The sequence below is a fragment of the Hymenobacter jejuensis genome (assembly GCF_006337165.1).
GTDB classification, from domain to species: Bacteria; Bacteroidota; Bacteroidia; order Cytophagales; family Hymenobacteraceae; genus Hymenobacter; species Hymenobacter jejuensis.
Genome location: NZ_CP040896.1, coordinates 397,305 through 423,029 on the forward strand (window position 1 = coordinate 397,305; position 25,725 = coordinate 423,029).

At 56.5% G+C, this 25,725-nt stretch carries 23 protein-coding genes; 19 read left to right on the forward strand and 4 right to left on the reverse strand.

Annotated features, from left to right (window positions below; genetic code table 11):
• Positions 1-42 precede the first annotated feature (42 nt).
• Positions 43-1,464: a serine hydrolase gene (locus FHG12_RS01460; RefSeq protein WP_139513868.1), complete on the forward strand. Its 1,422-nt coding sequence runs from the start codon at positions 43-45 to the stop codon at positions 1,462-1,464.
• A 194-nt stretch (positions 1,465-1,658) separates the two neighbouring features.
• Entirely contained in the window at positions 1,659-2,702 is a 1,044-nt protein-coding gene (locus FHG12_RS01465; protein ID WP_139513870.1) for an MBL fold metallo-hydrolase, read from the forward strand.
• An 87-nt stretch (positions 2,703-2,789) separates the two neighbouring features.
• Here FHG12_RS01465 and FHG12_RS01470 read toward each other — a convergent pair whose 3' ends face one another.
• The 3 genes from FHG12_RS01470 to FHG12_RS01480 all read right to left on the reverse strand — a co-directional run bounded on the left by FHG12_RS01470 (position 2,790) and on the right by FHG12_RS01480 (position 6,425).
• Positions 2,790-3,596 (reverse strand): DUF4097 family beta strand repeat-containing protein, encoded by an 807-nt coding sequence (locus FHG12_RS01470; RefSeq protein ID WP_139513872.1) that lies wholly within the window; start codon positions 3,594-3,596, stop codon positions 2,790-2,792.
• Between the two features lie 263 nt (positions 3,597-3,859).
• Positions 3,860-4,813 (reverse strand): arginase family protein, encoded by a 954-nt coding sequence (locus FHG12_RS01475; RefSeq protein ID WP_139513874.1) that lies wholly within the window; start codon positions 4,811-4,813, stop codon positions 3,860-3,862.
• Positions 4,814-5,021: 208 nt separating this feature from the next.
• The gene (locus FHG12_RS01480) at positions 5,022-6,425 is read right to left on the reverse strand and encodes a Gfo/Idh/MocA family protein (RefSeq protein WP_139513876.1); all 1,404 of its coding nucleotides are present in this window, start codon (positions 6,423-6,425) and stop codon (positions 5,022-5,024) included.
• 307 nt (positions 6,426-6,732) lie between these two features.
• Between FHG12_RS01480 and FHG12_RS01485 the strand changes: the two genes are divergently transcribed.
• The 13 genes from FHG12_RS01485 (at position 6,733) to FHG12_RS01545 (ending at position 20,441) form a co-directional block, all read left to right on the forward strand.
• Complete coding sequence (locus FHG12_RS01485; protein WP_230471255.1) at positions 6,733-7,263, forward strand: 5' nucleotidase, NT5C type; 531 nt, start codon at positions 6,733-6,735, stop codon at positions 7,261-7,263.
• 338 nt (positions 7,264-7,601) lie between these two features.
• Complete coding sequence (locus FHG12_RS01490) at positions 7,602-8,336, forward strand: YebC/PmpR family DNA-binding transcriptional regulator (RefSeq protein WP_139513878.1); 735 nt, start codon at positions 7,602-7,604, stop codon at positions 8,334-8,336.
• Positions 8,337-8,552: 216 nt separating this feature from the next.
• A complete protein-coding gene (locus FHG12_RS01495) occupies positions 8,553-8,990 on the forward strand; it encodes a hypothetical protein (protein WP_139513880.1) in 438 nt (145 codons plus the stop codon).
• Between the two features lie 172 nt (positions 8,991-9,162).
• A complete protein-coding gene (locus FHG12_RS01500; protein WP_139513882.1) occupies positions 9,163-10,230 on the forward strand; it encodes a serine hydrolase domain-containing protein in 1,068 nt (355 codons plus the stop codon).
• Between the two features lie 113 nt (positions 10,231-10,343).
• A complete protein-coding gene (locus tag FHG12_RS01505; RefSeq protein WP_139513884.1) occupies positions 10,344-11,408 on the forward strand; it encodes a proline iminopeptidase-family hydrolase in 1,065 nt (354 codons plus the stop codon).
• A gap of 198 nt (positions 11,409-11,606) precedes the next feature.
• Positions 11,607-12,686: a 23S rRNA pseudouridine(2604) synthase RluF gene (gene rluF, locus FHG12_RS01510; protein ID WP_139513886.1), complete on the forward strand. Its 1,080-nt coding sequence runs from the start codon at positions 11,607-11,609 to the stop codon at positions 12,684-12,686.
• Positions 12,687-12,812: 126 nt separating this feature from the next.
• Positions 12,813-13,361 (forward strand): sugar O-acetyltransferase, encoded by a 549-nt coding sequence (locus FHG12_RS01515; protein ID WP_139513888.1) that lies wholly within the window; start codon positions 12,813-12,815, stop codon positions 13,359-13,361.
• A 121-nt stretch (positions 13,362-13,482) separates the two neighbouring features.
• Positions 13,483-14,478 (forward strand): biotin synthase BioB, encoded by a 996-nt coding sequence (gene bioB / locus FHG12_RS01520; protein ID WP_139513890.1) that lies wholly within the window; start codon positions 13,483-13,485, stop codon positions 14,476-14,478.
• A gap of 74 nt (positions 14,479-14,552) precedes the next feature.
• On the forward strand, positions 14,553-15,710 hold the full coding sequence (locus FHG12_RS01525) for an aminotransferase class I/II-fold pyridoxal phosphate-dependent enzyme (RefSeq protein ID WP_139513892.1): 1,158 nt from the start codon (positions 14,553-14,555) through the stop codon (positions 15,708-15,710).
• Between the two features lie 25 nt (positions 15,711-15,735).
• Entirely contained in the window at positions 15,736-16,365 is a 630-nt protein-coding gene (bioD, locus tag FHG12_RS01530; protein ID WP_139513894.1) for a dethiobiotin synthase, read from the forward strand.
• Between the two features lie 87 nt (positions 16,366-16,452).
• Positions 16,453-17,739, forward strand: a complete 1,287-nt coding sequence (gene bioA / locus FHG12_RS01535) for an adenosylmethionine--8-amino-7-oxononanoate transaminase (RefSeq protein ID WP_139513896.1) — start codon at positions 16,453-16,455, stop codon at positions 17,737-17,739.
• Positions 17,740-17,772: 33 nt separating this feature from the next.
• Entirely contained in the window at positions 17,773-18,984 is a 1,212-nt protein-coding gene (locus FHG12_RS01540) for a beta-ketoacyl synthase N-terminal-like domain-containing protein (RefSeq protein ID WP_139513898.1), read from the forward strand.
• Between the two features lie 92 nt (positions 18,985-19,076).
• Positions 19,077-20,441 (forward strand): M28 family metallopeptidase, encoded by a 1,365-nt coding sequence (locus FHG12_RS01545; protein ID WP_139513900.1) that lies wholly within the window; start codon positions 19,077-19,079, stop codon positions 20,439-20,441.
• 86 nt (positions 20,442-20,527) lie between these two features.
• Here FHG12_RS01545 and FHG12_RS01550 read toward each other — a convergent pair whose 3' ends face one another.
• The gene (locus FHG12_RS01550; RefSeq protein WP_139513901.1) at positions 20,528-21,163 is read right to left on the reverse strand and encodes an FMN-dependent NADH-azoreductase; all 636 of its coding nucleotides are present in this window, start codon (positions 21,161-21,163) and stop codon (positions 20,528-20,530) included.
• A 333-nt stretch (positions 21,164-21,496) separates the two neighbouring features.
• Here FHG12_RS01550 and FHG12_RS01555 point away from each other — a divergent pair, with 333 nt between their 5' ends.
• The 4 genes from FHG12_RS01555 to lysA all read left to right on the forward strand — a co-directional run bounded on the left by FHG12_RS01555 (position 21,497) and on the right by lysA (position 25,675).
• Positions 21,497-22,258, forward strand: a complete 762-nt coding sequence (locus FHG12_RS01555) for a slipin family protein (RefSeq protein WP_139513904.1) — start codon at positions 21,497-21,499, stop codon at positions 22,256-22,258.
• 112 nt (positions 22,259-22,370) lie between these two features.
• On the forward strand, positions 22,371-22,736 hold the full coding sequence (locus FHG12_RS01560) for a hypothetical protein (RefSeq protein WP_139513906.1): 366 nt from the start codon (positions 22,371-22,373) through the stop codon (positions 22,734-22,736).
• A 384-nt stretch (positions 22,737-23,120) separates the two neighbouring features.
• Entirely contained in the window at positions 23,121-24,443 is a 1,323-nt protein-coding gene (locus FHG12_RS01565) for an aspartate kinase (RefSeq protein WP_139513908.1), read from the forward strand.
• Between the two features lie 86 nt (positions 24,444-24,529).
• A complete protein-coding gene (lysA, locus tag FHG12_RS01570) occupies positions 24,530-25,675 on the forward strand; it encodes a diaminopimelate decarboxylase (RefSeq protein WP_139513910.1) in 1,146 nt (381 codons plus the stop codon).
• Positions 25,676-25,725: the final 50 nt, after the last annotated feature.

Here is a 25,725-nt window from a genome sequence, read left to right on the forward strand (position 1 = left end):
CCTTTATTTTCCGCATTTATCCTTTCTAAATCCTTGAAAATCATGAACAATCGCTTCGCTTACTCGACTTTTTTAACTTTTGCTATTGCTTTGATTATCAACTGGTTGCCAACAGAAAGTTTGGCACAAAACCGCCAGAAAGTCAAAAAACTGGAGGCCTTTATGGAGGAATCGTATCGGGCGGGGCAGTTCAGCGGGGCTGTGCTGGTGGCCGAAAAAGGCAAGGTAATTTTCAGCAAGGGCTACGGCTTGGCTAACCGCGAATGGAACCTCCCCAACACGCCCGATACCAAGTTCCGGATTGGCTCGCTGACCAAGCAGTTTACCTCGCTGCTGGTGATGCAGCTCGTGGAAAAAGGCCAGCTCCGGCTCGACGGCCACATCAGCGACTATTTACCTGATTACCCGAAGGTTACCGGCGACAAGATCACGCTTCACCACCTGCTGACGCACACTTCGGGCATTCCGAGCTACACCGGATTGCCGCGCTTCATTGCCGAAACCAGCATCCGGCCAACTACGCCCACGGCGTTTTGGAGCACATTTGCCAACCTGCCGCTGGAGTTTGAGCCCGGCTCGAAGTTTCACTACAGCAACTCCGGGTATTTCCTGCTGGGGGCCATCATCGAGAAAGTGACGGGCAAATCGTACGCGCAGGTTTTGCAGGAAAATATCCTCCGGCCCCTGCACATGGACAATTCGGGCTACGACCTGCCGGGCACGGTGCTGGCCAAACGCGCCGCGGGGTATCAAAAAACGCCCGCTGGCTTCGAAAACGCACCTTACCTCGACATGACGGTGCCCTACGCGGCGGGCTCGCTGTATTCTACGGTCGAAGACCTGTACAAATGGGACCGCGCCCTAGACTCCGACCAGTTGTTGTCTGCTGCTAGCAAAGCCCTGATGTTCAAGCCCTTCCTCAATAACTACGGCTATGCCTGGATGACCGCCCGCGGAGTGCTGGGCAAGGATACCCTGACTTTGGTGGAGCACAACGGCGGCATCAACGGCTTCGGCAGCTTGCTCACCCGCATTCCCCAAGATCAAAGCTTGATTGTGGTGCTGGACAACCAAGGCGGTGAGCATTTAACCGAAGTGGATCGTGGCCTGCTGCGCATTCTCTACAACCAGCCCGCCGCCAAGCCTAAGCCCGCCCCAACCGTGGCCGCCGCTCCGACGACGGCCCCTAAGCCACTGGGCAGCAACGCTTCACCGCTGACGAGCTATGTGGGCAAGTATCAGTTGGCGCCTACTTTTTTCATAGCCATCACGGCCGAAAACAGCCAGCTTTTTCTGCAAGCTACCGGGCAGTCGCGGTTTGAGCTGGCGGCTGAAACCACAGGGCACTACTCCATCAAGGAAGTGCAGGCCGACATTGAGTTTGTCAAAGCGGCTTCCGGCGCCGTTGAAAAGCTCATTCTACACCAAGGCGGCCGTGATTTGCCGGGGGTAAAGGTGGAATAGCGACGGGCCGCTTTTGCAATCAGCTAACTGTCTGTTCTCGTTGGCTCGCGCTCAGGAGGACAGATAAGCACGGCGAACGTGAGCAACAGGTTGCAGGCGCTGCCACTCCGGTTTGAAGCCTTCGGAAACCTACCAACTCCTACCCTCTTGCCTGGATTTGCGTACTGTGTGCTTGAACTAACCCTAAAAAAGCAATGGAACAAGTAGCCCGTGGCGTCACCCAGCTGACCATTCAACGCTTTGTTAATGTATATATCGTGGAAACCGGGCCCGGCCAATGGGTGCTGATTGACACTGGTTTGCCGGGTGCTGCCAAAAGCATCCTCGCGGCGGTCGATAAGTTATTTTACCCCGGCACCCACCCGGAAGCTATCTTGCTCACGCACGGCCACTTAGACCATGCCAGCAATGCCCAAGAACTGGCTGAGCACTGGAAAGTACCCGTGATTGCGCATCCGCTCGAGTTGCCTTTCCTGACCGGCAAAGCCGTGTATCCGCCCGCCGACCCCACCGTAGGAGGTTCGCTGGCGTTCGCAAGCCGGTTTTTTCCGCCGCAGTCGTTTCAGATGAGCGATGTAATTCAGGCTTTGCCCGAAGACCCGGAACCGCCTTTCATGCCGGGCTGGCGGTGGCTGCACGTACCCGGCCATGCGCCGGGCCAAGTGGCGTTTTTCCGCGAAGAAGATAAAACCCTGATTGGGGCCGATGCATTCGCCACGGCCAAGCACGATTCGATACCCTCGCTGCTGCTCCAGATTCCGAAGATCAGCCGGGCCGGCACGCCGTTTACGTTTGACTGGGAAGCGGCGCATGCCTCGGTAGTCGAGCTGGCTAATCTAGAGCCGGAAGCCATCGGTTGCGGCCACGGCCCCGTCATCAAAGGCCCGCAAGCGGCGGCAGGGCTGCGCGAACTCTCCCTCAGCTTCCCGGTGCCCAAGCACGGCCGCTACGTCAGTGCGCCGGCCCGCACCGATGCCGACGGCGTGCAGTTTGTGCCGCCCGCTCCCGCCGATCCGCTGCCCAAAGAAGCCGCGCTGCTGGGCGTCGGCGTCGCGTTGCTGGCAACGGCCGCCCTGGTCGTTCGCAAGCAACGCCACGACCAACGCGAGTTGGAGTTGCTCGAATACGAAGACGAGGATTACTCGAAGTACAATTCCAAGTACAACGTGAGCTACCAAGACGATGTGAAAGAAGTAGAGCAGCTCTATTTCCCGCACCACAGCATTCGGTATAAATAATTAATAATCAATCATATATAAAATAATCCGAAACAAAAAAGGCGCCGTGCATACGGCGCCTTTTTTGTTCTGGAATGAAGTAAAACGCTACTCCCCGGCTTGGTTTACTTTGATGCCGCCGTTGGTCGTTACGGCGCGTACCGGAGCACCACCTTGGCCTAGGTTGGCTGCAATTTCCTTGCTCAGCATTCCGGTTTTGGTTACGGGCAGGTCGCCGTGGATGCCACCGATGGTAGTGCTAGTGAACAGCTTAGCCGAATAATTGCGGGGCAGCTCCCAGGTGATGCCGCCGTTGGTGGTGGTTACGTCGAGGCCCTCGCCTTCCCATTTCGAGCCGGAAAGCGCGATATGCAGCCCGCCGTTGGTGGTGTGGCCACTTACTTTGCCGCCTACATTTTTGAGGGTAATGCCCCCGTTGGTGGCGTCAAACTTGATGTTGGACTGCAAGCCTTCGACGCTGATGCCGCCGTTTACGGTGTTGAGAGCCAGCGCCGTATGCTGGGGCACAAACACCTCGTAGCTAACCGACCAGTTGGTTTCGTCGCCGGGAGCGGTGGCACGCAGCGAGTTACCGCTGCTGGAGATTTTCACGCCTTTTACGCGGCTCTGGGCTTCTTCCGTCGATTTGGCCCACGACTGCACCCGGGCCCGCACCCGCACGTCGGAGCCCGACCACGCCCGCACCGTGATGCCACCGTTGTCGCGGCCGTCAATGGTCAGGGTTTGGCCGGCGGCCGGCGCGGCAAAGTTCAGGTCGCGGGTTTCGCAGAAGCCTTTTTGGTTGCCCCAGCGGCTTTCGTTGCAAGTCGACTCGAATTTGGGCTCCGAAGCCACCTGAGCAGCGGCAGAAACGGCACTAGTAGCAAGCAACAGAGCGGTAAGCAAGGTTTTCATAGCGTTGGGTAGATGAAAGTTGGGAAACATGGATTTCGTTGATTACCAGATAGCTGATGTGATGCTGTGGCCATCGCCACCCAACCATCTGGCTATTTCGGGTTAGGCAGCACGAGTACCGCCAAAGCCGCCATTCGTTACACGGCCTCCAAAAAATATTTCAACTTACTAGATGACCGCTCCCTCCCTATCGTTGCCTTGGCAACTCTTATGGGCTTTCAGAACACAAACTCTATAATCGCAACTGATTAGCTAACAACTACTTATCCGTGAGCCAAGCGATTGTGATGATGCTCCAGCGGCGGCAGTTTGGCCAACGCCACCGCCACGCCGGTGAGGTAAGCAGTGACGATAGTAGCAGCTAACCGGGCCGTCTGGTTGTCGCGGTCGTAGCGCGGGTTCAGCTCCACCACTTCAAACAGGCGCACCGCCGGGTGCCTTCCGGCCAAGAACGCGGCTTGGACCGCATGGCGCGGCGTGAGCCCATCGGAACTGGGCGCGCTCACGCCGGGCGCGAAAGCCTGGGCCAGGCTATCGAGGTCGAGGCTGACGAAAACAGGCCCGCCCGCCGCTACGGCGCGGTTGAGCGCGTGCTCGACGTAGCCTTCGATGCCGTTTTCAAACACGTCGGCCAGCGTGATGATCTTGGCGTTTTGCTTGCGCAGAAAGTCGATGTCTTCTTTGGCGTTGAGGTTGCTGTGCAGGCCGATTTCGGTGAAATGCTTGCCCAGCACGAAGCCTTCACGCAGCAGCTTGCCAAACGGGGTGCCGCTGCTGATTTCGGGCTTGTTTTTGACGTCGGCGTGGGCATCGATGTTCAGGCCGCCGCCGGGTTGCTCAGCCATATCACAGAGGCCACGCACCGTAGAATAGGTGCCATCGTGGCTACCGCCGAACACCACTACTTTCGGATACTGAAACAGCAACGCGCTGACTTGCTGCCGGATACGTTCGTGGTTTTCCGTGTGCTCGGGGCTGGTCAGGTCGAGGTTGCCGGCGTCGGCGAGGCGCAGGCGCTGTAAGTCCACGTCGTATTCTAGGTTGTAGGTCTTGTGGTAGCGCCGCAGCTCGCTCCGGATGGCATCGGGCGCTTCTGTGGCCCCGGCCCGGCCGCCTTCGAGCACCGTGCCGGCGTCGAGGGGCAGGCCCACAAAAGCCACATCAGCCTGGGGCAGCTCGGCCGCCGGTTTGATCAGATCGCGAATAAAAGTTGGCATAAACGAATGCGCTGGGTGGAGAAGAACAAGGACAAAGCACTTCGGGCGCGCAGGCCCAAAACGCTTCCCTAGTATACGACTTCTCGCGCTTTCTCAGAAGTCAACAGTTGGTATCTATCACCTACTGAAATAGTTACAAAGAGCAGCGGCCCTGCCTTAATACAAGGCAGGGCCGCAAGAGAATCAGGTAAAAGAGGCATGCGCGCTCCTACGCCTTCTTTTCTTCTTCTGGCTCGGGACCGCGGAAGGCGTCTTTCTTGGCCACGGCTGGCAGCTTCACTGGCTTGCCCTCGCGAGCCGACTGGTAGATGGCTTCCATAATTCGATGATCCTGAAGGCCTTCCTCGCCGGGCGTGTGCGGCTCCTTGTTGTCCAGAATGCACTCGGAAAAGTGGTCGATTTCGGTGGCAAACTGGTTTTTGTTGCCGAGCGTGAGCTGGTCTTTGTGGCCAACCATGCCCTCGGCGTGCGCCGTTTGGAGCTGCTGGCCTTCGTAGGCAAACGCCTGCTCCAGGTTGATCCAGCCTTTTTCGGCCAGCACCCGGTAGCGCCGCGACTCGTGGGTGTTGTAATCAGAAATGCAGTTTACCACGATGCCTTCCGGAAAGCGCATCTGCCACGACACCATTTCCTCGACTTCCTTAAACAACGGGTTGTCGGGCGTGCTGTAGGTGTAGGCAAAGACTTCCGTAGGCTCCGTGCCCAGCAGAAACCGACTGGTATTCAGGCAGTACAGACCGATGTCGGGCAAGGCACCGCCGCCGGCCAGGGCCAGCTTATGGCGCCAGTGTTGGGGGTTGGCCGAGCTTTGCACGTTGTGCGCCTCAATGACCTTGGTCTTGCCAAACTGGTTCGACTGGATCATCTTCCGCACCAGGCGGTTATTGGGCTCATACTGAATACGATACGCCACCATGAGCTTGCGACCGGCCTTCTTGCACGCATCAATCATCTTCTGACAATCGGCCGACGACGTGGCCATGGGCTTTTCGCAGAGGATGTGCTTGCCCGCCTGCGCCCCCCGAATGGTGTATTCGGCGTGCAGGGAGTTGGGCAGCACAATGTAGATCACCTGCACCGCCGGGTTGTCCTTGAGCTTATCGTAGTTCTCGTAGCTGTAGCAGTTTTCGGGCTTGATGCCGTATTGCTTGGCTACTTTGGCCATTTTCTCGGGCGACCCGCTTACCAGCGCCACCGGTTTCGACTTTTTGCATTGTCCCATCGCCGGCAAAATTTCTTCCAGCGTAAGGTGCCCCAAGCCCACAATGGCGTAACCCACGCGCTGCTCGGGCGGCAGCGGTGTAGGCGTGGGCGGCGACTGCCGATCTAGTTTCGACTTCCACTCTTCTAGCTCAATGGGCTTGTCGACTTCGGTGGGCACTTTGGCCGGTGGCGAGGTAGCCTCCGAGGAAGCAGCCGCGCCGCTAGGAGCCGTGTACATGGCCGCTTCGGACGCCCCCGAATTTTCGCCGCTCTTCTGGCAGGAAGCCAGCAACCCGCCGACTACGCCCACCGCCAGGCCGCGGCCAGTGTAGCGAAGGAATTCTTTGCGCGACACTTCGGCGGCCGAGCGGGCCAGCAAATCCTGCATAACGCCAGTAAATTGATTCATAGAGCTTTAGATAAAATTGATTGTGGTAGATAAGAGCAGAGCGACCACTGCTACGGGGCGGGAATACGCCTAAAAAAGCCCGCCATGTTGGGGCGGGCTGGGGCTACGAAAGCCTAAATAACCTTACGGGCAAGCTCAGCCTATGGTTATTGGTTATCCTGCTGAGTATCTGCGAGTCAGGGCTTGCAAGGCGGGCTACCAAACCCACGCTCACACCCAAACCAACCTTTTGCCGTATCAAAAAGGCGTCTGGCGGACCGATTGGCGACTTCGTTAGTTTAGAACACCCTCACCATTACCCAGTAATATGCCCAAAGAGCGCATTGCCATTGATATGGACGAAGTCATTGCCGACGCCGTGCAGCGGTTTACGGAATGGTACCACCGTGATTTCAACGTGCTGCTCACCCCCGAGCACCTGCACGGCAAACGCCTGCTCGAGGCCGTCGCGCCGGACCACCGCAAGCCCCTGCGCGAGTACCTCGATACCGTGGGCTTTTTCCAGGATTTGCCCGTAATGCCTGATAGCCAAGCAGTACTGCGCCAAATGGCCGACCGCTACGAGCTGTTCATTGCCACGGCCGCGATGGGATTTCCGTTGTCGTTCGGCGAAAAGTTTGAATGGCTCCGCACCCACTTCGACTTCATCCCGACGAGCCACGTCGTATTCTGCGGCGACAAAAGCATCCTCAACGCCGACTACCTCATCGACGACAACGCCTACAACTTCCGCGATTTTCGCGGGGAAGGCATCTTGTTTACGTCGCACCACAACGTACACGAAACCCAATACCGGCGCGTAAATAACTGGAAAGAAGTTGCCGAGATGTTTTTATAAGTATTTAATAATCAATTATTTACATCCTAATAGCAGCCATCATCCAGAGCGCCGCGCAGGATCTCGCTCGCTTCATTGCATTGCTATTCAGCTAAACACGCGAAATCCTTCGCTGCGCTCTGGATGACAAACGTTTATAATGACAAACGAAGTGGCCAAAACCATTTTCTGAAGAGCAGTACAACCGCCGCTTTCTCCGCTGGCAACAATGCCGGGCCAATTGCGCCCGGCCGGCCTTTCTACTAACTTGCAGCCCCTTCGGGAGCGCCGGCCTGGACTAGCGCTTCGGAGCACCTGAGTTTTCAACCGTTACCACCCGCATTTAGCTACTACATACTATGGGAAGAGCTTTTGAATTCCGCAAAGGCCGTAAGATGAAGCGCTGGGACCGTATGTCCAAGGACTTTACCCGCATCGGCAAGGAAATCGTGATGGCCGTGAAGGAAAACGGCCCCAACCCCGACACCAACGCCCGGCTGCGCACGGCCATGCAGAATGCCAAGGGCGTGAACATGCCCAAAGACCGCGTGGAAGCCGCCATCAAGCGCGCCAGCAGCAAAGAAGAAAAAGACTACGAAGAGGTTGTGTATGAGGGCTATGCGCCCCACGGCATTGCGGTGGTGGTAGAATGCGCCACCGACAACCCCGTGCGCACCGTGTCCAACGTGCGCATGTACTTCAACCGCGGCGGCGGCTCGCTCGGCACGGCCGGCTCCAGCGACTACACGTTCACCCGCAAAGGTGTGTTTAAGCTGGCGGCCGAAGGCCTCGACCGCGACGAGCTGGAACTGGAGCTCATCGACTTTGGCGCCGAAGACGTGTATCTCGACGAGGAAGAAGACGAGCACGGTGCTACCAAGGAAATCATGGTGATCGAAACGGCTTTCACCGATTTCGGCCAGATGCAGAAAGCCTTGGAAGACAAAGGCTTACACCCGCTCAGCGCCACGCTTCAGCGCGTACCCAATACCACTGTCACGCTCTCAGATGAGGAGGTAGAAGAAGTAATGAAGCTCATCGACAAGTTCGAAGAGGACGACGACGTGCAGGCCGTGTACCACACAATGGGCTAGTCGCTATTGCAGCTTTTAAAAGCTATTGAAAGGCGGGCCGCTCCGGTTGGGGCGGCCTATACTTTTTTAGCTATACTCATTTATACTTAAATAAATTATTAATAAGTAATCATGGTTGTTACTTTAAATATTTTAATAAAATCATCATAAAGAATATCATTAAATAAAAATTTGCAAATTAATCCTCTAAATTGGAATTAACCATTTCATTAAAGAATGAAAAATATAAAATTATACGTTTTTGTTACTAGTATATTATTCTATTTGATTGCATTAACCCAAGATGCTTTCTACATTGATAGGGTTGATTACAATGCTTGGTCATCATCACTTGGGCTTCTTTTAATTGGTTGGTTAGGTATTCTGCTAGGAAGCGGGGCAGCATTAACTTGGCTGGCTAATCCCTTATTAATCTTTTCGTGGATCATGCTTTTTAATGATAAAAGAACAGCAATAGTCGCTAGTTCTATAGCCTCTTTATTCGCAATAACTTTTCTTCTATTTGACAAAGTAATCACTAGTGAAGCACCTACATATTCTAACATAACCCATTATCGTTTAGGTTATTGGCTTTGGCTAACAAGTTGCATTACAATGATGGCTGGTTCAATTATAATATATTATTTAGCTAAGCAAAAAGGCAATCCCCACTGATGGCGCGGGGCTCTGTCTGGGTGACTGTACACAATTTTAGAAGTTATAGAAAGGCGGGCCGCTCCAGTTGGGGCGGCCCGCTTTCTGTTGTACACCTGGGCAACTGCACTGAGCTTCTCGCCATCTTGCCTGTGAAAGCCTATTTAAACTTGCGGCCCTTATTTCCTAGTTCATGAAAACCTGCCTTGCCTTCCTAGTGCTTTTGCTTCAGGCCCTTACCGCTTCGGCGCAGCAAACTGAATTAGCAGCGCTGCTCAAAAAAGCAAATGTGCCGGGCATGCAGCTGGTGTACACCAAGGACGGCAAGGCTACCGCGTATACTCTGGGCTTGCGTAAAGCAGGCTCGCCTCAGGTTCTTGACGCCCAGACTATCTTTCAGGCCGCTTCTTTGGGCAAAGTCATGCTGGCTTACACGGCCCTGCGGCTTCACGACAAGGGCCTGCTCGACCTGGATAAGCCCCTGCTGACCTACTACCGCTACCCACGCCTGGCCCAGCAAGCGGACGCCGAAAAAATCACCGCCCGGATGGTACTGGGCCATACTTCGGGCCTGCCGAACTGGGCGCAGAACCCTCTGGAAGCCGGCTGGAAGACCTCTGCACTATCGCTCAAATATGCTCCGAGCGACTGCTGGAATTACTCCGGCGAAGGGTATGTGTTTTTGCAGAAAACCTTGGAACATATCACCGGCAAGTCGTTTGAAGTACTAGCTCAGGAAGAAGTATTTAGGCCCTTGCACTTAGCCCACAGCAGCTACGTGTGGCAAGCTAGTTTCAACGCCAACGCCACCAGCGGCCACAACAGCACGGGCCAGCCCACAGAAATTAAGCGGTTTGCGGAGCCCAATGCAGGCTTCAGTTTGCTCACCACGGCGGCCGACTATAATGCTTTTTTGACGGCCGTAATGACCGGCAAAGGCCTAAAGCCAGCTACCGCCCGGTTGCTGACCACGCCCGCAAATGCCGCGAACCGATGCAGCACACCAGCCACAGCTACCGACCCGTACATCGATTGGGGCTGCGGCCTCGGTCTGGTCATGACCAGCCGTGGCCCAGCGCTGTGGCACTGGGGCGACAACGGCGACTTCAAAGGCTTCTTTCTAGCTTTTCCGGATCGGCGGGAAAGCGTGGTGTTTTTCACCAACAGCGCCAACGGCCTGACCATCACGGACGACGTGCTGCGGCTGTTTTTCGGTCCGGGCGACTACCGGGCCATGCAGTGGCTAGCTGAGGCCAAATAAGCAATAGGTTTCGGAGCCTACGTGGCATAGCTGGCTTTTGGGAAGGGTCGAATTTATAGCTAGGTTTAACACCTTGCTGGCACCGATTCTTTCACCGCGCTTTTCCCACCATTATGCTGAAAAAACTACTGGGCTCTGCCCTGCTCCTCACGCTACTCGGTGGAGCAGCTTGCACCCCACAGACCAAAAGCGAAGCCTCGGCGGTAGCTTCCGAGCCTAGTGTATATTTTGCCGGCGATACCAGCGCGGTGAAAGACGGCGGCGTGCAGGTCATCCCGATTTCGACACCCAAAGGCAAGTTTAACATCTGGACCAAGCGCTTTGGTAACAACCCTAGAATGAAGGTGTTGCTGCTCAATGGCGGGCCCGGTGCCACGCACGAGTATTTCGAGTGCATGGAAAGCTTTCTGCCCAAAGACGGCATCGAGTTTATCTACTACGACCAGCTCGGCTGCGGCCTTTCCGACAACCCCAAGGACACGGCCATGTGGAGCCTGCCGCGCTACGTTGAGGAAGTGGAGCAGGTGCGCAAAGCCCTGAACCTCAACAAAGACAACTTCTACTTGCTCGGCCACTCCTGGGGCGGAATTTTGGCGGCGGAATACGCGCTCAAGTACCAGCAAAACCTAAAAGGTCTCATCATTTCCAACATGATGATGAGCGTGCCCGCCTACGGCAAATACGCCGACAACGTGCTGGCCAAGCAAATGAAGCCGGAAGTGCTGGCCGAAATCCGGCAGATCGAAGCCAAAAACGACTTCGAGAATCCGCGTTATATGGAGCTGCTCATGCCCAACTTCTACGTCGAGCACATCTGCCGCATTCCGCTGGACAAGTGGCCTGAGCCGCTTACGCGCTCACTTGGCAAGATGAACCAGTCGCTGTACGTAACCATGCAGGGACCCAGCGAGTTTGGCGTAGCCGGCAAGCTGCTGCACTGGGATCGCACCAAGGACTTGCCGAAGCTGTCGGTGCCCGTGCTTTCCATCGGCGGCAAATACGACACCATGGACCCCGAGCACATGCGCTGGATTGCCACGCAGGTGCAAAATGGCACTGCGCTTATTTGCCCCAAGGGCAGCCACATGAGCCTCTACGACGACCAGCAAACCTACATGAACGGCCTAACCAAGTTCATTCTGGCCGTGGACAAAGGCGAGAAAAAAGTGGCGCTGTAAGGAATATTAACTGATTAATAATCAAACAATTACACAATACCAGAAAAGACGCACAACTCGGCTTTATTTTCACTGCCATAACGCGCCGCATTCTGCTCCCTGTTTGCTTCTCCGTACCTTGCGGCCCGCTTCGCAGCCTTTGGCTTCGGCGGGCCGCTGCTGTTAGCAGCGGTTGCCAACTTTCTCATTTGCAACATCATGGCTGATACTACCTTAACCCGCCTCAACAAATACATCAGCGAGAGCGGCGTTTGCTCCCGGCGCGAAGCGGACAAATACATTGAGCAGGGAAACGTGCTGGTCAACGGCAAAAAGGCCAAAATCGGCGACCAGGTTTCGAGTAAAGACCGCGTGGTAGTCAATGGCAACCTGATCGAGCCGCGGGCGGCCGAAGACGCGATTTACATTGCTTTCAACAAACCGCCGGGCATCACCAGCACCACCGAAACCAGTGTCAAGGACAACATCATTCGCTACATCAAGCACAGCGAGCGCATCTTCCCCATTGGCCGCCTCGACAAAGATTCGCAGGGGCTGATCCTGCTGACCAGCAACGGCGACATCGTCAACAAAATCCTGCGGGCCGGCAACAAGCACGAGAAAGAATACATCGTGATGGTCGATAAGCCGATCACCAGCCAGTTTATCGAGGGCATGCGCGGCGGGGTGCCGATCATGGGCATCATGACCCAGAAATGTGAGGTGCAAAAGGAAACCAACTACATTTTCCGCATCACCCTGATTCAGGGCATGAACCGCCAGATCCGGCGCATGTGCGAGCATTTCGGCTACGAAGTGGTGCAGCTCGAGCGCATTCGGGTGATGAATATTTCGGTAAAAGGCTTAGGCGTAGGCGATTGGCGCGAACTGACCGAAAAAGAGCTGGCTGACCTCATGGCCATGACCGAACACTCAACCGGCACCAAAGAAGCTTCGCTGCCAAAGCAACGAGTGTCGCGCACGCACGATTTCTGGAAAGACAAGCGCACCCGCCCCGACGAGGAAAACGCCGAAAAACCGGCGCGCAAGTCGGGCAGCCGCGGCGAAAAATCGTCCGGCAAATCGGAAGGAATCTATCCGAAGTCGGCGCGTAAACCGGCCGGCAAGCCGCGGTCGGCAGCGGGCCAAACACCTGCAGGCGAGGGCAAACCCTTTAAAAAGCCCGCAGGCCGCACCGGCAGCCCACGCGCCGCGGGCAGTGCATCCGGCAAATCGGCCGCGCGGCCTCCGCGCAGCCAGCCCCAAACCAAGGGTCGCAGCCGCTCCACCAAGCGCTAGGGCGGCTTATGTTATAAATCTTGCCGTGGAGGGCCGTTTCAAGTGATATTGAAGCGGCCCTTCGCGGTTAGTATCTGGTCGCGCCTCAAAAGCAAATGGAAGCGCAAAACTGATAACTACTACTGCATGAGCACCTTAACTGAAAAACAAAAGATGGTGGCCGGCGAGCTGTATTATGCCAACGACCCGGAACTAGTAGAAGCCCGACGGACAGCCAAGGCCCTTTGCTTCCGCTACAATCAGCAGCCGGTCGATTTAGATAAAGATTTGCTAATCAAGTTGTTGGGATATGAAGCAAACGCTCATATTGAAGCCCCGTTTCGCTGCGATTACGGCTTCAATATCTCCCTCGGCCAGAATTTCTACGCCAACTACAACCTTATTATTCTGGATTGCGCCCCCGTCAGCATTGGCGATAACGTGTTCATCGCGCCCAACGTCGTACTCACCACCGCTGGTCATCCGATAGACGCTGCTACTCGCATTTCGGGGCTGGAATTTGCCCACCCCATCACGATTGGCCACAACGTGTGGCTGGGTGCGGGCGTGATCGTATTGCCCGGCGTCGAGATTGGCGACAACGTGACGATTGGCGCCGGCAGCGTCGTGACGCGCTCGATACCCAGTAATTCGGTAGCCGTCGGGAATCCGTGCCGCGTCATCAAGTCTTTGTAGCTCATCTGGTGACTTAGTCGTGCAGAATTGCCGCCTGAAATGGCGCGAAAGGACTTCTCGTGTATCTTGCGAGCTGCTTACCTTAGCGCCCCTCACCACAACCAGACCTCACTGCCCCGTTATGCTCCGTACCGACTGGACTCTCGACGAAGTAAAAGCTATTTACCACCAGCCCGTGCTGGAACTTGTGGCCCAAGCGGCCGCCGTGCACCGCGAGCACCAAGCCACGGGCGAAGTGCAGGTGTGCACCTTGCTGTCGGTAAAAACCGGCGGCTGCCCCGAAGATTGCGCCTACTGCCCACAGGCAGCTCGCTATCACACTGGCGTTGAGACTCATGCGCTGTTGAAAGACGAAGTAGTGCTGGCCGCCGCCCAGCGCGCCAAAGACTCCGGCTCGACCCGCTTTTGCATGGGCGCTGCTTGGCGCGAAGTGCGCGACAACCGCGATTTCGACCGCGTGCTCAACATGGTGACGCAGGTCAATGATCTGGGTCTGGAAGTGTGCTGCACCCTGGGCATGATCAACGAGTACCAAGCCGAACGCCTCAAGCAAGCCGGCCTCTACGCCTACAACCACAACCTCGACACCAGCGCCGAGCACTACAGCGAAATCATCACGACCCGCACCTACGACGACCGCTTGAATACGCTCGCCAACGTGCGTCAGGCCGGTATTTCGGTGTGCTCCGGTGGCATCATCGGCTTGGGCGAAACCGACCAGGACCGCGTGGCAATGCTGCATACGCTGGCTACGCTGCCCGCCCACCCCGAATCGGTGCCGGTGAACGCGCTGGTGCCCGTTAAAGGCACGCCGCTAGCCGAGCAGCCACGCGTCAGTGTGTGGGAAATGCTGCGCATGATTGCCACGGCTCGCATCCTGATGCCCAAAACTATCGTGCGCCTCTCGGCGGGTCGCCAGGAAATGCCCGTGACGGAGCAGGCCCTGTGCTTCTTGGCGGGCGCCAACTCCATCTTCTCCGGCGAGAAGCTTCTAACCACGCCCAACCCCGACTTCGACGCCGACAAGCAAATGTTTGATTTGCTGGGTCTTACGCCTCGCAAAGCCTTCAAAGACGTGCCGCAAGGCGCTGCCGTACTGAGCAAGGTGGAAGCTTAGAACTTCAGAATCAGAGTATTACCAACGCGAGCTCCCCTTCTTGAAAAAGCAGGGGAGCTTAGTTTTTCGGCTTTATGGCACCTCCTAACCCGTTGCTGAGCCGCCTCGCGCAACACCTCACCAAACGCGAAGCCGAAGGCACCCGCCGCCACTTGACGCTTCCGGCCACCGGCTTAGTTGACTTCAGCTCAAATGATTACTTGGGGTTGGCGAAGTCGGAAACTTTGTCAGAAAAAATAAAATCATATATACTTGATAGTCAATTCCTTACAGGAAGCACTGGTTCTCGTCTGCTAACTGGTAATTCCGCTGCTGCCGAAGCATTGGAAGCGCATTTGGCCGAGTTTCACCGGGCCGAAGCCGCCTTGCTTTTCAACTCGGGCTATGCGGCCAACATGGGCTTCTTTACCGCTGTGCCACGCCGCGGCGATACCATTTTCTACGACGAAGCTTCTCATGCCTCCGTGAAGGACGGCATCAGGGGCAGTTTCGCTACGGCTTATAGCTTCCGCCACAATGACTTAGACGACTTAGCCCGCCGCCTGCCTCGCGCTACCGGTGCAGTATTTGTGGCCGTAGAAGCCCTTTATTCCATGGATGGCGACCAGGCGCCGCTGCGTGAATTAGCAGATTTTTGTCAGCAACACGGATTATATCTCGTTGTAGACGAAGCACATACCAACGGCATCTATGGCCCACGGGGCGAAGGTTTGGTGGCAGCACTAGGGCTGGAAGACCAGGTGTTTGCGCGCGTACTTACCTTTGGGAAGGCCTTGGGCAGTCAGGGTGCGGCTGTGGCCGGCGCGGCTGTGCTGCGCGACTATTTGATCAATTTCTCGCGGCCGTTTATTTACACCACGGCTTTGGCTCCGTTGAGCCTAGCGTCGTTGGCGGCGGCTTATGAGCTGCTGCCCGAGTTGATGGCTGAGCGGCAACGGTTGTTTGAGTTATCTAACTATTTGAAGGACAAGCTCAATTCCGTGCCGCATTTGCGTGTACCAGCTGCGAGCCACGTCATTCATCCGGTGTTTTTTACGCAAGGCAACAGCCCGGCACGCGTCCGGCAGCTGGCTTCCAGCGCCCAAGCAGCCGGCTTCGATGTGCGGCCCATTGTGGCGCCTACCGTGCCCGCCGGCACCGAACGCCTCCGCCTGATCGTGCACAGTTACAATACCACACAGGAAATTGATCAGTTGGCGAGGGTTTTGACTTCAAGCTTAATCAATTGTTAATCAAGCAATTATAATAAACCATCGAATGCCTTATCCCGAACGTCTTTTCGTAACTGGTATCGGCACGGATGTGGGCAAAACGGTGGTTGCCGCCATCCTGACCGAAGCTCTTGGCGCCGATTATTGGAAGCCGGTGCAAGCGGGCCTCACCCCTACCACCGACACCGAAACCGTGCGCGCACTGGTGACGAACCCAGCCACGCGTTTTCACCCCGAAGCCTACCGCCTGCACATGCCGGCCTCACCCCACGCCGCCGCCGCCGCTGAAAGCATCCTGCTCCGGCCCACCGATTTTCGGCTACCCCCAACCCCCAATCATATAGTAATAGAAGGCGCCGGTGGCCTGTTGGTGCCGCTCGCGCCGGGCTTTCTGATGGTAGATTTGCTGGCGCAATTGCAGTTGCAAGCCGTGGTCGTATCGCGTAACTATCTGGGCAGCATCAACCATACGCTGCTCACGCTGGAAGCCTTGCAACGGCGCGGCATTCCGGTGCGCGGCCTTGTGTTCAATGGCGAACCTACTCCGGCCACCGAGGAGTTCATCGAACAGCATACTGGCGTTCCGATTATGCCGCGTGTTCTGCCTGAAGCAGCGGTGACCTCAGAAGTAGTTAGCCAATACGCCACGAGCTTTCGACAGTGGCTCGAAAAGTAGTTCAGGCGCCGTAATCCCCGTTTGCCAAATTAGTATACCACCCACCAACGAGGCCGCGAACTACAAAGTCCGCGCTACCTTTGCCGCATGCCTACCCTTGCCGAACGCGATCACGCCATTTTGTGGCACCCGTATACCCAAATGCAAACCGCAGCCTTGCCCATCCCGATTGTGCGGGGGCAGGGTGCGTGGCTTTACGCCGAAGACGGCACCGCTTACCTCGACGGCATTTCCTCGTGGTGGGTAAACCTGCACGGCCACGCGCACCCGCACATCGCTGAGCGCGTAGCCGAGCAGCTGCGTACCTTGGAGCACGTGCTGTTTGCCGGTTTCACGCACCCCGCCGCTGTCGAACTGGCCGAGAAGTTACTGGCTATTCTTCCTGATAATCAAGGGCGTATCTTCTATTCTGATAACGGCTCGACGGCCGTGGAAGTAGCCCTGAAAATGGCGCTGCAATTCTTCTTCAACCAAGAGCAGCCCCGCCGCACCATCGTGGCGTTCCGCGACAGTTACCACGGCGACACCTTCGGGGCGATGGCCGTGAGCAGCCGCGGGGCTTTCACCGCGCCGTTTGCGCCGCTGCTGTTTGATGTGGCCTTTATCGACGTGCCCGTACCCGGCCGCGAAGCCGACACGCTCGCGCAGCTTGAAGCCATTGCGGCACAGGGCGATGTGGCCGCATTCGTGTTTGAGCCCTTGCTTTTGGGCACGGCCGGCATGCTCACCTACTCGCCCGCCATCCTCGACGAATTGATCCGCTGCTGCCACCGCCACGGCATTCTGGCCATCGCCGATGAGGTAATGACGGGCTTTGGCCGTACTGGGCAACTCTTTGCTAGTCATTATCTTATGGAAAGACCCGACATGGTCTGTCTTTCCAAAGGCCTGACCGGCGGCACCATGGCCCTGGGCGTTACGAGCTGCACGGCGGCGGTGTACGAGGCCTTTCTGAGCGACGACCGGATGAAGACCTTCTTTCACGGCCATTCTTACACTGCCAATCCCATAGCTTGCGCGGCAGGCTTGGCGAGCATGGACTTGCTGCTTTCCACAGATTGTCAAGCCAGCCTAGCTCGTATCGCATTGACGCACAAGCAGTTCGCTCAGGAAATAACCGGCCAGCCCGGCATACGCGACGTGCGGCACTTGGGCACAGTGCTAGCCATCGAATTTGCCGTTGGGGAGCACACCACGTACTTCAGCGGCTTACGCGACCAGCTTTATAATCTGGCGCTGGCGCGGCGCGTGATCCTGCGGCCGCTGGGCAACATCATGTATTTGATGCCGCCTTACTGCACCACCGATGCAGAGCTGGCGCTGCTTTACGACGTCCTCCGCGATATGCACCAACTGGTGCTTACCAACCAATAGCTCCTTGCTTGGCGCGCCTGATTTTTCCTGTTTATGCCTGACGAGCTGATTATTATCCGCGGCAGTGGCAGCACCTCGGCGCTGGGCGCGGGCGCTTCGGTGTATGCGGATGCCGCCCCGGCTTTCAGCAATCAACTGCTGGGCGCTTCTGCCCTGTCGGTGGGTGCGTTGCCCGCTTCGGTGGAAGCGGAACTGGCAGCACTGCGTAAAGAACACAGCGCCTACCGCCAACTCGACCGCACGGTGCTGCTGGCCTTGCTCGCCGCCCGGCAGGCCACTGCGCAGGCGGGCTGGAAATCTAATAACCAAGGAAATAAGCTGGCGGTCAGCATCGGGTCGTCGCGGGGCGCCACGGGCCGGTTGGAGCAGTTTTACGAAGAGTTTTTGGAAGAAGGCAGCGTGCCGCCGGCTACCTCGCCGCTCACGACGCTGGGCAACGTAGCCAGTTGGGTAGCCTTCGATGCGGGCACAACTTCCGGCGCAACTTTGAGTCATTCGAGTACCTGTAGCAGCGCGTTGCAGGCTCTGGGCAATGCCATGGCGTGGCTGCGCGCCGGCATGGCCGATCGCTTTTTGGCCGGCGGCACCGAGGCGCCGCTCACAGCCTTCACGTTGGCCCAAATGCATGCGTTGGGCATTTATTCGCCCTTCGAAGCCCCCGATTCCCCGTGTCGCCCCGGCGCTGGTCGCCCGTCGACGTTTGTGCTGGGCGAAGGCGCGGCGGTGTTTGCGCTGGAGAAAATCAGCCGCAAACAACTGGAGGAAGGCAATTACACAAGCGCTTCATTATCAAATACTTATATTTTAGAAGCTGTTGGCTTCGGGTTTGAAGCGATTGGCAGCAAAACAGGCTTGTCGCCCGAAGGCCATCACTTCCAGAAAGCCATGCGGCAAGCTTTGCAGCAAGCCCCATGCGCTCCTTCCGACATCGACGCCATCGTGTTGCACAGCCCCGGCACGCCCGCCGGCGACGCTTCCGAGCGCCGGGCCATCACGGCAGTTTTCGGGGAAGAAATGCCGGCGCTTACCTCCAACAAATGGCTTATCGGCCACACGCTGGGCGCCTCGGCAGCGCTGAGCCTGCACTATGCCCTGCACATCTTGGCTACGCAGTCGTGGCCCGCACCCGGTTTCGCTACCGACCTTACTCCGGCTCCTTTTCGGCCAGTACGCCGCATCTTAATTAATGCCGCAGGTTTTGGGGGCAATGCGGCCAGTGCCATCGTGTCGGCAGTGCAGATATAGGGCGCGTGCTGCCCAATCAGGGGCCTGCGTGTGGTTAGTTCTTCAACATTACGTTACTTGCTTTAGCGTAACCTAACTACACCTCAGCTCCTATGGTCTTTCGGTCTTCTCTGCTGCTTGCTTCTGCTTGCTTCCTTTCGCTTAGCCTCCACGCCCAAAATACGCCGCCCACCACTCCCGATCCGATGATCAAGAAGATGGTGGAAGACGTGTCGGCCAAAAACCTGGAGGATGATATTCGCAAACTGGTTTCCTTCGGCACGCGCCACACCCTGAGCGATACCAAAGACAAAAAGCGCGGCATCGGAGCGTCCCGCAACTGGGTGGAGCAGGAGTTTAAGAAGTACAGCAAAGCCAGCGGCAACCGCCTGAAAGTCACGCAGGATACCTTCACCATCAAGCCCGACGGCCGGCGCATCAACAAGCCCGTAGTGATGGCCAACGTGATGGCGACCCTGCCCGGCACCGACCCCAACGACACGCGCGTGTTTATCGTGAGCGGGCACATCGATTCGCGCGTTTCGGACGTGATGAACGCCACTGCCGACGCCCCCGGCGCCAACGACGACGGCTCCGGCACGGTAGCCGTAATGGAACTGGCCCGTATTATGTCGCAGCAGAAATACCCCGCGACCATCATTTTTGTGGCTGTGCAGGGCGAAGAACAAGGCCTTTACGGCTCGACGCATTTGGCTCAGCGCGCCAAAAAAGAGGGTTGGAACCTAACGGCCATGCTCAACAACGACATCGTGGGCAACTCCACCGGCCGCGATCCCGAAATCAAAGATGCCAAGCACTTGCGCGTGTTCAGCGAAGGCGTGCCGGCCGCCGAAACTCCCGACGAAGCGAAAGTGCGCCGTGTGCTGAGCAGCGAAAACGATTCGCCTTCTCGCCAGCTCGCTCGCTACACCAGCTTGGCCTGCAAGCAATATGTTGACGGACATGAAGTTGTGGTAGAATATCGCCCCGACCGCTTCCTGCGCGGCGGCGACCACACGCCTTTCAACCAGCAAGGCTTTACGGCGGTGCGCTTCACGGAGATGAACGAAGACTTCACCCACCAGCACCAGGACTTGCGCACCGAAAATAACATCAAATACGGCGACCTACCAGAAGGTGTTGACTATCAATATCTTCGCAAAAACACCGGCGTTAACCTCGCCACGCTGGCCAGCCTCGCTCTTGCTCCTTCGTCGCCGGAGAACGTAGGGGTGCTCACCGCCAACCTTACCAACCGCACCGAGCTGAAATGGGACGCACCCAAAGTGGGCGAAAAACCGGCCGGCTACTACGTGCTCATGCGCGAAACCAACGCTCCGCAGTGGCAGCAGAAGTTCTACGTCACCGACACCAAAGCCGACCTGCCCCACAGCAAGGACAACTTCATTTTCGGCGTAGTGTCAGTAGATGCCGAAGGGCACGAAAGCCTGCCGGTAATTCCGAAGCCGGTGCGGTAACAGCTGTCCGGAACACGGGTACAATAGAATGCAAAAAGGCTGCCCGGTAAGGCAGCCTTTTTGCATTTAACAACAGAAAGCAGCGCTTAAGCAGCCAAACTTAGCTCAGCGGCAACTTGGCGAGCTTGATCGATGGCGTTTTGGCGAATAGCGGGCGTTTCGGCAGCGTTCATAGCCAAGCCTTCAGCCAACACGAGCTGCACGTCGGTAATGCCCAAGAAGGCTAGAAAAGTAGTAAGGTAGCTGGTGGTATGCTCCATAGCTTGGGCAGGACCGCTGCTGTATATGCCACCACGGGCCTCAAACACAATCACTTGCTTTCCACCGGCCAGCCCGACCGGGCCTTCGGAGGTGTAGCGGAAGGTTTTGCCAGCTACGGCAATGGCATCGAGGTACGCCTTCACCATGGGCGGGTAGCCGAAGTTCCACATGGGCAAGGCGAATACCACTGTATCGGCGGCTAAAAACTGCTCAACGAGCACCGTCAGGCCCTGCACTTTACGGCTTTCAACTGGGCTAAGCTCCTGCTGGGTAGCTAGTTTGCCCCAACCACGCAGCACGTCCTCGTCAATTAGCGGCACAAAATCATGGTACAAGTCCAGCTCCTCTACCTGAGCAGATGGGTGAGCAGTTTGGTAGGTATCCAGAAAAGCATCCGCCATTTGCAGTGAAACCGATGCGTCAGCAGCTTTAGGATTGCCTTTTACAAGCAGAACGTTCATATCTCAGTTGTCTTTAAGTCAAGGTTTTATAAAAAGCAGAGAGTCTTCGCGTTTATAGCACCACTGCCTTTATATATGTACATACATAAAATGTATGTACATTAGTTCGTCTGGTTTGATAAACTTTATTCTACTTGACCAGATACTGAATTGGAATGGTTTGGCTGGCTCGCGAGCCACAATACTTTAAGAAAGGCCCTCAGCAGTAAATTTTTCTGCAAAACACTGTAATGAAGCGCCGCTTCAAGCGATTCATCTCCCGGACTTAGCATACAGGATGAACTGCCTGTTTTTATTCATAATAATTTCACTTTCAAGTAGTTAACTATCCTCATGAACTTTCTCGCAATTATCGTCATCATTGTTGTTTTTCTGCTGCTGGGCATTCGCATTGCGCAGGAATACGAACGGGCCATTGTGTTTCGGCTGGGGCGCTTTACGGGCACGCGCGGGCCGGGGCTGTACTGGATTATCCCGATCATCGAGCGGCAACAAACCATCGACATCCGCACGAAAACCGTGGATCTGGAGCAGCAGGAAACCATTACTAAAGACAGCGTAACCATCAAGGTGAACGCCGTGCTGTGGTTTCGGGTGGTAAATCCGGCGGATGCTATCATCAAGGTGGCCAACTTCAACCAGGCAGTTTACCAACTGGCCGTCACGGCGTTACGCAACATCATCGGGCAGCACCAGCTCGACGAAGTATTGCGCGGCCGCCAGCAAATCAACGCTACCCTGCAACAGCTCGTGGATGCAGCCACCGAATCGTGGGGCGTCAAAATTGAGTTGGTGGAGATCAAGGACGTAGAAATTCCGGAATCCATGCAGCGGGCCATGGCGCGCGAAGCCGAAGCCATCCGCGAAAAGCGTGCTCGCCTCATCAAAGCCGAAGCCGAGCTGGAAGCCTCCATCAAGCTAACGCAGGGCGCCCAACAAATGGAAAGCAGCCCCATGGCCCTGGAACTGCGCCGCATGCAGATGATATCGGAAATTGGCATCGACAACAATACCACCACCGTCGTGCTCATCCCGTCGGAATTCAGCCACGCGGCCACGAGCCTGACCAAGCTAGCGAATCAGCAGGCAGGCTGAGCCGGCCGGGCTGCAACTCCCCCTAGATTTCGCGATGGCAAGTAGTAACTAGCTCCGCTTTGGGCCGAGGGCATTCACTCAAATTGTTAAAGCTTATTTATCAAGAAAAATCATGGTTGAAGTATCACGCGAAGGCGAAGAAATCGTCTTCAACGTCAAAGGCTTGCACAAACTATGGGCTTTTAAGAGCCGGTTGCAGATTCCGCGTCAGCACATTCTGGGCGCCCGGAAAGATCCGGAGGCCGTGAAAGGCTGGTGGCACGGCTGGCGCGTTCCGGGCACTCACATTCCCGGCTTACTGACCGCTGGCACCTTTCTGCAAGACGAGAAACGCATCTTCTGGGACGTGCACCACGCTGACAAGACCGTAGTAATCGACCTAGATCACGAGGACTACAATCAGCTTATTATTGAGGTAGAAAACCCCGATGAAGTGGTGGCTCTGCTCTCGGCCGACAGCGCTTCTCACGCATCTTAAACGCTGATTTCGATAAGAGCACCATGCTAAGGCAAAGGGAGTTTCTGCACAAATCTGCGGGCGGGTGCTGGAAATTGCGCCAAGATGTTTTTACTTGCGAACGCAAAGCCCGCGTGGCGGGCTGACGGTCATTTTTGCATATGCGCTTCGCTGTTCCCTTTTCGTCGTTGGTTGCTCCGGGCCTTGCAGGCTGCGGCGTAGCTGCGTCAATGGGAAAGAAGATGGTCAAGGGAAGCAAATGCAAACCCGCGCTCAAACGCACCCCTGCCTGACCGTCGCTTTCGTTTCCAGCTTGCAACCTTGCCTTGCCTGAATCGCGCCGGTCTCACCAGACCGGCGCTTTTTTATTGCCTTTCGTCATTCGTTTTCATCTTTTCTACTCTCATGAAAGTTCTCAAGTTCGGTGGCACCTCAGTTGGCTCAGCGGAGCGTATGCGCGCCGTGGCCGAGTTGATTCAGAGCGACGAGCGCCGCATTGTGGTGCTGTCGGCTATGTCGGGCACCACCAACGCGCTGGTCAACATTGCGCGGCTGCTTTACGATGGCGATACCACGGCTGCCACGTACCAAACCGAGATTCTGCGCCAGCACTACCTGATGGTAGCTCGCGAGTTGCTGCCCAATGAGGCCCACGTCACCGATGCCATCACGCAGGTTGACGCCCGTTTTCGCGCCGTTTTCGACCTGATGCGCGGCCCGCTTACGGCCTCCGGCGAAAAGGTAATTCTGGCCCAGGGCGAACTGCTGTCGACGCTCCTGTTTCATCGTTATGTAACGCAAGTACTTGGTCAGCAAGCTGTTCTGCTGCCCGCGTTGGATTTCATGAAGATTGACCGCGACGAAGAGCCCGACGCAGCATATATCCGCGAGCACCTCGCCCAACAACTTGCACAATACCCTGACAATCAGTTATTTATAACCCAAGGGTATATTTGCCGCAACGCCGATGGAGGCATCGATAACCTCAAGCGCGGCGGCTCCGACTACTCGGCTTCGCTGATTGGGGCAGCAGCCGATGCTTCCGAAATCCAGATCTGGACGGACATCGACGGCTTGCACAACAACGACCCGCGCGTGGTGGAAGGCACTTACCCGATCCGGGAGCTGTCGTTCGACGAGGCGGCGGAGCTAGCGTATTTTGGCGCTAAGATCCTGCACCCCAGCTCAGTACTGCCTGCCCGTCAGCACAACATTCCGGTGCGCTTGCTCAACACCATGCAACCCGAAGCGCCCGGCACGCTCATCTCTTCAAAAACCGGCCCGGAGCCCATCAAGGCAGTGGCCGCAAAAGACGGGTTGGTAGCCATCAACGTCAAGTCGAGCCGCATGCTGCTGGCCCACGGCTTCTTACGCAGCCTATTTGAAGTATTCGAGCGCTACCGCACGCCCATCGACATGATCACGACTTCGGAAGTAGCCGTGTCGCTCACCATCGACGACGCCACGCATCTAGAGGAAATCCTGAACGATTTGCGCGGGTTTGGCACCGTGGAAGTCGATAAGAATCAGACAATTATCTGCTTGGTCGGCAACTTGGTACAGTCGACGCACGGGGCTGCCCGCTTGGCGTTCGGTGCTTTGGAAGACGTGCCGTTGCGCATGATTTCGTACGGCGGCTCGCCCAACAACATCAGCATTCTGGTCAACACCGCCGACAAAACGCGCGCGCTAAAAGCCCTCAATGCGGGCCTTTTCCAGAAAGCATAAGTCTCAAACCTTGGCTTTTAGTCAATACGTAACTATTTGAATATAAGATAGTTATGTAATAATATATTTTAACTGATCCTTGCCCTGTGCCTCTTCAACTGCCGGCGGATATTGCCTCCCGCTCCACTCCTTTTTACCTCTACGACCTGACTTTGCTCCGGCAAACGCTCACGGCTCTGCAAGCTGCTGCCCGCCCGCGTGATTTTCATGTGCATTACGCCCTGAAAGCCAACGCCAACGCCGAAATTCTGGCCCTGATCCGGGAGCACGGCCTCGGCGCCGACTGCGTAAGTGGCGGCGAAGTGCAACGGGCGCTGGACACTGGTTTTGCCCCGCAGGACATTGTGTTTGCCGGCGTGGGCAAGTCGGATGCGGAAATAAACCTGGCACTGGCCGCCGATATCTGGTGCTTCAACGCCGAATCGGTGGAAGAATTGGTGGTGCTGAATGAGCTAGCCGGCGCGCAGAACCGGCGGGCACGAGTGGCCCTGCGCCTCAACCCCAACGTGGACGCGCACACGCACCATTACATCACTACCGGCCTGGAAGCCAACAAGTTCGGCATCAGCGTATCGGAGTTAGCCGCCGTGATTGAGCTACTCAGCACCTTACATAACCTAGAGTTAGTGGGCTTGCACGCGCACATTGGCTCGCAGATCACGAACCTGACCGTGTTTGCGGATCTGAGTCAGAAGCTCAACGAAATCCAGGATTGGCTGTCCGACCGTGGCATCATGCTGCCTCACCTCAACGTGGGCGGTGGCCTTGGCATCGACTATCAGCGGCCGGAGGAAAACCCAATTCCGGATTTTGAAGCGTATTTCCGCATGTTTGAGGAAAACCTCGTGCGGCGGCCGGGTCAGCAAGTGCATGTAGAACTAGGACGGGCCGTGGTAGCACAGTGTGGCACCTTGATCAGCCGCGTTTTGTACGTAAAACGCAGCCAGCAAACCAATTTTGCGATTCTGGATGCCGGCATGACGGAGCTGATCCGTCCCGCGCTCTACGGCAGCTACCACCTGATTCAAAACCTTACCAGCCAGGGCTCCAGGCAGATATACGACGTGGTAGGACCCATCTGCGAGTCGTCGGACACCTTTGGCCGCGAAGTAGCTCTACCCGAAACTAACCGCGGCGACCTTATAGCGCTCCGCTCAGCCGGCGCTTACGGGGAGGTGATGGCTTCTAACTACAACCTGCGCGAGAAGGCGCCGGCCGTGTACGTCGGTTAAGCGCCTGCGACCAACAAAACGGCTATTCATCTCAAAATTAGCACCTTGTG